General features: G+C 67.6%; 5 protein-coding genes. All 5 read right to left on the reverse strand.

The features are described from left to right. Positions 1-5: 5 nt before the first annotated feature. The 5 genes from OG507_RS40205 to OG507_RS40225 all read right to left on the reverse strand — a co-directional run bounded on the left by OG507_RS40205 (position 6) and on the right by OG507_RS40225 (position 7,297). Entirely contained in the window at positions 6-1,925 is a 1,920-nt protein-coding gene (locus OG507_RS40205; protein WP_327372366.1) for a hypothetical protein, read from the reverse strand. Continuing rightward, positions 1,922-2,503: a hypothetical protein gene (locus tag OG507_RS40210; protein ID WP_327372367.1), complete on the reverse strand. Its 582-nt coding sequence runs from the start codon at positions 2,501-2,503 to the stop codon at positions 1,922-1,924. Before OG507_RS40210 ends, OG507_RS40205 begins: the two co-directional genes overlap by 4 nt. Beyond that, on the reverse strand, positions 2,493-3,593 hold the full coding sequence (locus OG507_RS40215; protein ID WP_327372368.1) for a dsDNA nuclease domain-containing protein: 1,101 nt from the start codon (positions 3,591-3,593) through the stop codon (positions 2,493-2,495). Before OG507_RS40215 ends, OG507_RS40210 begins: the two co-directional genes overlap by 11 nt. A 315-nt stretch (positions 3,594-3,908) precedes the next feature. Continuing rightward, positions 3,909-6,572 carry a DEAD/DEAH box helicase gene (locus OG507_RS40220; protein ID WP_327372369.1) on the reverse strand — a complete coding sequence of 888 codons (2,664 nt, stop codon included), beginning with the start codon at positions 6,570-6,572 and terminating at the stop codon, positions 3,909-3,911. A 35-nt stretch (positions 6,573-6,607) separates the two neighbouring features. Next, complete coding sequence (locus OG507_RS40225; protein WP_327372370.1) at positions 6,608-7,297, reverse strand: hypothetical protein; 690 nt, start codon at positions 7,295-7,297, stop codon at positions 6,608-6,610. Positions 7,298-7,742: the final 445 nt, after the last annotated feature.

Here is a 7,742-nt window from a genome sequence, read left to right on the forward strand (position 1 = left end):
CCTGGTTACGGGGTGTCGTACACCTGCAGCATCGGGATCTCGCGGATCGTGTGCTGGGCACTCGGTGGCCGCAGCGTCTGGGTGCTGATGACCTGTGTACCGGTGGCGTGAGCGGCTTCGGCAAGCTCCGTGAGCGCCTGGTGCACCACGCTAGCGGCGATGCCTTGTTGGTAGGGGTTATCGAGCAGGAGCAGGCCGGGGAAGGCACATTCCTCGTCAAGGTCCGATTCGAGGAAGAGGGTGGCGTAGCTGTAGGCCAGGAAGAAGAGAACCTTTGCCTCTGCGCCCAGCCCTTGATCCCATGGCTTTGAGCCGACATAGAAGGTGAGGTCGGTGTCCCTGATCGAGACTTGCCCGGCCACCCACAGCGTGTCCCTGTAGCGGGCGAGAAAGCCGTTCATGCGATCGGCAAAGATGGAGCAGCGATCCATGGGACTCAGCCCGGACGCCGTTGAGTTTGCCTGTTCCTTCTCGATCCGTTCAACCAGCAGCTGCGCGGAAAGCACGCTGCGATGCGCATCCGTACGCCGTTGGAAGATCTCTTCCATCGCGGGGAAGGCCGTCAGCTTGTGTTCCAGCTGCGCGATCTGCGCGGCGAGACCTTCCAGCGTGGCCATGAAGGGAGCGAGTTCCGCCGCGCGGCGCTGGTTGAGTTCTTGGGCCAGTTGAGCCTGCTGCACGTGCAAGTGTCGCTGATGGGTTCGCGCGGAATCCAGGTCGTCCCGGGAGCGCGCGATGACGTCATCGAGATCGGCCAGCTCCGACTTCAGGGACCTGATCTCCACCTGTGCTCTGCGTTGACGCTTGTCGTCGTCCACGGGCTGGAAGCAGAGGTAGCAGGCATCCTCGTCGTGGTCGCGGTGCGGGTCGACGTTCTGCTCGCACGCTGGGCACAGTCGGACCGGGAGAGTGTCGAACACCTCGATGGAGGTCGCCAGGCGCTCCATGCGGCTTACCTCCGCGGTGACCGTTCGAGCTGAGCGCTGGTGCTCCTCGAGGAGATGTCCAAGATTGGCCATCTCCTCGGTCGCTTGACGGAGGCGGTTGGTGACGTTGCTGTACGTGTCCGTCAGAGAGGGGTCGTACCCGGCAGGGGAGCCGGCCACAGGGGTCCCGGCGGTGAGGCCCTGAATCTCGTCCGTCAGGAGTCGACGGCGCTCGTACACGGCATCGAGTTCGCGGCGGAGTTCTCTCCGGGCGCCGGCAACCTCTTCGGTGGAGCGGACGAGGGGGAGGCCCAGGTTCTGGGATATCGCTGTGACGGCCTGGAGCGTGCTTTCGCGGACCTCTCGGTCGACGGCCTCGGCTTCGTTCAGGCGCCGTTTTGCTCGAGCGAGATCGAAGTCCCTGTTCGCTTGAGCAGTCCGTGACCGGGCGAAGCCCAAGAGCTGGCTAACGACGGCTCGCCGCGTGAACTCCTGTTCCTTGTCGGCGAAGCTGGTCCAGGAGTCCTCGTTCCGATAGAAGTGCCGCAGGGTGTTGCGGAAGGACAGAGGGGTCTGCTCGGTGGCTGAGGTCGGGTGGAGGCCCTTGGGGATGAGCAGGTTGGGCCAGCCCAGTTCGTTCAGGATCCAGTCGGAGAAGTCGGCGGCTGCGATCTCGTCGCCGTTGATGCCGATCTTGCCCATCCGCCCATGAGTGAAGTACCTCGTGAGTTTGTACGGCCGACCATCGACCCGAAGATCCGTACTGACCTCGACGTGCTCACTGGCGACGGCGCCCTTGAGGGCATCGGCGGGGCTTCCCCGGTCGCCCAGGCAGTAATCGATCACTTTGAGGGTCGTGGTCTTCGAGCTGTTCCGGACACCGGTGAGGATGTTGAGTTTGCCCGACTCGAAGGCGTACTCGTCCAGCTCGCCGCTGTGATGGACCAAGGAGACCTTCTCGATCCGCAGGCCGCGCTCGGATGTACGGGGCTCACTCATGGTCGGATCTCCTGATGGAACGTCGCGTTGCCGACCTCGTCCGGGAACAGGTCGTAGATGAGTTCTTTCAGATCGGTGCCCGACATCGTCGCCAGGTTGCCCTGCATGGCTTCACAGCGGCCCACCAAGGGCTCGAATTCATCCATTGCCGCGAAGCGTGCTGCTGCGGCCTTGCCGGCCGCAGTGAGCTTCACGCGCTCGGGGGTGTAGGACACGGTGATGGAGACCAGACCGCGCGCGGAGAGGAAGGAAAGGAACTGGCGGTACCGGTGGTCCCAAGGACCGTATCGGTAGCGCACCATCGGCGCCTCGATCTCGGCAGCGTCCGAGGCGACGTACCTACCCTGCAGGTCATTCATCCCTGGCAGGGCGGCGTGGGCGCGCTCAAGGAACCCCGGGTAGCGCAGAAAGAAGTCCAGCTTCGCGAACTTCGTCCGCCCCGCGATGTACGGACCAGGGCTCTCTCCGCACAGGTGGATGAGGAGCAGCAGCCGGGAGGCGTGGAAGTCGACCGAGTCATCGGGATCCCAGGCCCTGTGAGCGGGCGGCACGGCCTGCCTGCCGATCTTATGAGGCATCTTCGTACCTGTTCTGGCAGCGCGCAGTGATGTCACTCAGTACCGCCACGGCCTGGCTGAAGTCCACTTCTCCGGACTGCACCTCCGGGAGCTGGACGACCGCCTCCAGGATGGCTGCGTATGCCAGGGGACCAGTAGCGATGGAGCCGCCACGCCTTCGAGCCGAGGTCAGCTGACAGATGGCGTAGACCTTGTCTGCGAAGGCAGCAAGGCGTTGACGGCCAAGCCCTACGGTGCTGCGCTGGGCCTGGCGGAAGGCGAGCATCGACTCATGCTGGCGCTCGGCCTCGGCCTCAAGTACGCCAGCAGGACGAAGCTTCTGTTGGAGGGTCATCAGGCGCTCGGTGGAGCCGTCACTGCGCAAGCCGGTGACCTTGCGGATACAGCCGTCCAGGATGGCTCGGAAGTCCTCAGCGGAGTGGCTTCGTGGGCGTAGCTCGGCTGCGCTTCGCGCGATGTACTGGGCCAGCCCGCTCAGCACCTCGTCGACCTCAGTCACCAAGGGCTCCTGCCCGAGGTAGTCCTTGATCAACGGGACCAAGCGCCGGTGAGCCTCGCTCTCGACGTGCTCCGTGGTGCGGGCTGTGATGAGGACATCCAGGCGATCGACGCACCATCCGACGTCCCGGCCGTCTCGCAAGCTCAGCCCCGCGAGCTTCCCGACGACCTTGGTGTGGGTCTCGCTGCTCACCGGCTCACGCTTGTCACCGCGCTCGCAGGCGAAGGGGTATAGGTCCGCGAAGGGTGTCTCGTTCACGATGAGGGTGAACCGCGTGCCCTCGGGTAGCGGTTTTCCCATGAACAGCTTGCCGAGGTAGCTCGACTCCGCTGTTCTGTTCGCTTCCTTCTTGGACATGTCGGGACGGCAGACGTCGGCGATGCTGTGGCGCTTTCCCGGACCTTCTACCGTCTTCACCTGACGGTAGAAAGGCACGTCTCCGCGAAGGCAGAGGATGTCCTCCAAATCCTCCCAGGAGACTTCCGTCCAGTGGCCATCCAGCATGTCGAGACAGTCCAGAAGGGTGACCGCGTCCTGGTAGAGGAAGCCGCGCCGACTTCGGCGCCCCCCATCAGCAGGTGCAAGCGTCACCGGCGCTCCTGCTGCGTCGCCGACCGGCCATAACCGCAGAAGCGATGCAAGTTCCTATTCGCACGGTGCCCCCCACTACGTATGGAGAGTGCAGTAGATCACCCAGCGAATACGGATCGCAACGATCCGTTCGGATAGATCCGCACGGTGCGAAGTGCCCAGCGCGGCGCACCATCACACATATCCGACAACTGCGCCTGGTCTCGCAGGCCGCCAAGGCTGCGCCGTGCCCGGAGCCACGAGACTCTTGGGTCACGACGTTCCGGAGCCTCCACTTCGCTGATCTCCCAACTCAACGACGGGCGAGGTGGCGTGTCACGCCCACCCCACGCCCAGCTTGGCGAGCGAGGCGAGCTGGTCGGCGGTGAGCTTGTCGCGCCGAGTCTTGGTGTTCGAAATCCACACGCCGAGTTTCACCGGTACCGGCTCGGTCTCGCCGTCGACGGCGACCTCAACGACTGCACCCCGGGGCACGGGCCGGTCTCCTTCCCGTTCTACCCACTGCGCGAGGGCTGCCAGGCCCCGCTGGAACGCCGCCTGCGCCTTGCTCGGGCCCTTCGTCGTTCGAGCGGCTGCTGGGGCGGGGGCCGGGGCCTCAGCGGGTTGCACGCCCAGCTTCGACAGCCGTTCCTGCTGCTCGGGGAGAAGCTGCGCCCAGGTGCCCGGGTTCTTCTGCCGCTCCAGCCACCGCCCGATGTCATCGCCCTCGAACAGCACCCCGGGTTCGATGGCTGGCAGTACGCCGTCGGCGTCGACCAGGTCGGCGAGGACGCGGTAGTGCCTTTGCCAGTCCAGTGGCCATGGGCAGTTCCAGTCCGGGTCGATCGCGGTGAGCTGCGTCACCCGCTCCGCCGCGCGCTCCGCGTCCTTCCCCAGGCCGCCCTTCCGGCGCAGGTTGGCCATGTGCTGCCCGACCGGCACCATCGCCTGGCCTTCGCCCCAGACCGCGTCATGTCGGGGTGCGAGGTGCCCGGTGGCCCGGCGGTAGGACCGGAGCGCGGCGAGCTTGTTCTCCCAGGCTTCTTCGCCGGGCTCCCAGACCATCCCGGCCTCCGGGGCGTCCAGCAGCGTCTTGCGCCGTTCCTCCAGCTCACCCGCGCGCAGGGATTTCCGCTGCTGGTGCACCCAGCGGCCAAGCGGAAACGACTTCGTGACCCCCACTTCGACCTCGACGTCGTAGGAAACGGCGTGCACGCCGGTGATCTCGTTCTCCGCCCGCCAGCGGATCAGGGCCTGGTATCCCTCCAGCCACACCAGGGACTCCGGCCGGTAGACCCGGGTCCGCAGGAACGCCGCGATCGTCGCCGCGTCGCGCGGGCTGGAGAAGTGGAGCAGGGCGGCTTCGGCGGCGGCCTGTGTGTCGTCGTCCTCCTGGTCCTCGCCGTCGCCCTGGCCGCCGGCCCCGACGATCTGCCCGTCCTCGTCACGCTTGACGTGGACCTGGCGCTTGCCGCTCGTGAGCGCACGGGAAGCGAGCTGCTCGACAAGTCGGTCATCATGCGAGCGGAGCCCCTGGAGGACCGCTACAAGGGGGCGGAAGCTGGCGCTGGCGACCATGTCGGTGGGGTCCTCGTTGGGCTCCAGGAAGACCGGCACGATGATCCTGGCGACCTTGGTGGAGCCGTCGCGGTTCAACCTGAGCGCACGGCCGATGTTCTGCACGATCTCGACCTGTGAGCCGCGGGTGTCCGCGAAGCAGATCGAGTCGACTCCCCGCTCGCCGATGATGTCCACGCCCTCACCGAGCACGCGAACGCTGGCGAGGAAGGCGCGGTGCACCCGGCGCCCGGCCGCGTCGATGCCGTTGGCGAACTGGCGCAGCGCCTCCCGGCGTTCGGAAACGAGGTGGTCGCCGCACAGCCACGCCGACCACACCCGGTCCGGCGGGACGTGGCGGCCGGCCTCCAGCTCGTAGAACTCCGCGTCGATCGACGACTTCGACAGCTTGTCGGCGGCGGCCAGGTCGGCGTCGGAGGCGTCGTTCAGGTACAGCTCGGCAGCGGTCTCGGGCAGCTTGTCCGCGAACGCACGGGCCTCTTCGACCTTCTGGTGGAACGTCATGACCGTGCGCAGGTTGTACGCCGCGGCGTGCTCCAGGAGCGCGGTCTGCAACAGGGCCAGGCGCCGGCCGCGCCGGGCTTCCTCGGACTCCCCGAGGACGGGGGAGGGGTCGCGGATCTCCAGGACGTCGATCTCGAACCCGGCGAGGATCTCCCGCTCGATGGCCTCGCTCAGCCCGAGTTCCGCGAGCCACGCGCCGTAGGTGCCCTCCGGGTCGTCGGCCATGCTCGCGATCTCCGCCTCCTGGCCGCCGGCGCCCCGCTGCGGGCTGGCCGCGGCGAGGATGCGCGGGGTCGCGGTGAGGTAGAGCCGGAAGTCCGCCGGGATGCGGGCGTTGTCGTGGATCGCCGCCCACGGACGGCCAAGATCACCAGCGGTTCCGTGGGCCTCATCCACGATCGCGAGGTCGAACCGGTCCATCTGCTGCCCGTAGAGCCGTTCCCCGCCCGCCAGGGCGGCCTCCAGCGGCCCGCGAACCTTCCGCTGGCCCACGGGTGCGTCGATGTCTTCGCGGTCCACGAGAGAGGCGTACGTGGCGAACACGATGACCGGCCCGTGTCCGGCCCACAGGGCGAGCTGGATCGGGTTGGTGGTGGTGCGCACACCCAGCTCGTTCAGCACCGCGTCGTTTTCCAGCGAGCACACCGCGACCATCGGCGCCCGGTGGCCCACCAGGCGCCACGCCTGGGCGGTCTGCGCGAGCAGGTCCAGGGTCGGCACGGTCACGAGGATCCGGCCGTCCGCGAAGCTCTCTAGCGCGCACGCGGCGGCCGTGATCGTCTTGCCCGAGCCGGTTGCGGACACGATCGTGCCCCGGGCACCCTGCGGGGGCACGGATGACCTTGCAGGGAATCCCACCCACTTCCTAAACGCGGAGCGCTGATCTACCTGGTGTTCCTTGAGTCGAATCGCTGACATTCCGTTCCTCCCCGAGCGGTGAATTCGTGTGTGGTTCAGACGGCCGCGTGCGGAATGCATGCCGCGCCCAAGTCGTTCCAGATCGACGCATCCGCCTTGTGCCACCCGCCCGGCTTTCCGTCCCTGAAGGGCGGCTTGTCGTCCGGGTCGTAGTGCCCGGCATCGAGCGTGCAGACGACGTAGTCCCCATCGCTGTTGACCGTCCGGGCCGTGCACAGACCGCCGGCCTCGCCCAGCGCCTCCAGGGCCTGGCGGCGCCTGGTGGTGTGCGGATAGGTGCGCGGCAGCACGCTGTCCCGGACGAACCTCTCCAGCCGCACCAGGTCCGCCCGCTCACGCTGCCTCACGTCCGCGATGTGTAAGGCCAGTTCAGCGGCCCCGGCCGACCGGCCGCCGCGCCGGGACCACTCCCGGTCCGCGATGCCCACCAGGGCCTCGCTCACGGCCCTCACGCCCTTGTCCCAGCCGTCCCCGAACTCCGGGCCACGCGGGCGCGGCGCCATGCCGTCCAGCTCCACCACCTGGCACTGCGCCCCGGCGACCGCCCCGGCCTCCAGCGCGGCCACCAGGTCGTCCGCCTCGCTCGCGGACACGCCCTGCGCCTCCAGGAGCGCGAACAGCTTCAACCGGGCGTTCACGGCCGCCGTCTGGTACTGCGTCACCCGGCGCAGAGAATCGCTGCTCAGCGCGGGATCAGGTCCGGTAGATTCGTGGTGACCGGTCATCTGCGGTCGTTCCTCTCGGAATTCCGGGGAGGTTCCCGGGCGGTTGGGGGGTGTCCCGTATTTCCGCCAACGGTACATGCTGCATCAACCCGATGCACGCGGTACACTAGAACCCACACGAACGAGCGACCCACCCCCTCGTAGCCAGCCCGGCCCGCGCCAGCGGGCCCCAAGGTTCTGGAGGCGCAGCCGGAAGGACCGTCAGGCGGGGGAGCGCAGCGGACCCGCCCAGGAGTCCGCAGGACTCCCCAACTCCCCTACTGGAGGCCCCACTAGCCGCACCCGATGCCCCGTCAGCCCGCACCGCGCACCGCGCGGCCAGCAGGGCGCGCAGCGGCCGGCCCCACTGCCTCCAGGAGCGCAGCGGAGGGAGGCGCCCACGCTCCGCGTGGGCGAAGGGAGCGGAGCGACCGCGCCCCTTGCACATCGCGCAGCGATGTGGTAC

Origin of the sequence: Streptomyces sp. NBC_01217 (genome assembly GCF_035994185.1) — a bacterium.
In the GTDB taxonomy this organism is placed as follows: Bacteria; Actinomycetota; Actinomycetes; order Streptomycetales; family Streptomycetaceae; genus Streptomyces.

Coding starts and splice junctions, on each gene's coding strand:
- OG507_RS40205 (WP_327372366.1), bottom strand. CDS start 1,925: ATGAGTGAGCCCCGTACATCCGAGCGCGGCCTGCGGATCGAGAAGGTC.
- OG507_RS40210 (WP_327372367.1), bottom strand. CDS start 2,503: ATGCCTCATAAGATCGGCAGGCAGGCCGTGCCGCCCGCTCACAGGGCC.
- OG507_RS40220 (WP_327372369.1), bottom strand. CDS start 6,572: ATGTCAGCGATTCGACTCAAGGAACACCAGGTAGATCAGCGCTCCGCG.
- OG507_RS40225 (WP_327372370.1), bottom strand. CDS start 7,297: ATGACCGGTCACCACGAATCTACCGGACCTGATCCCGCGCTGAGCAGC.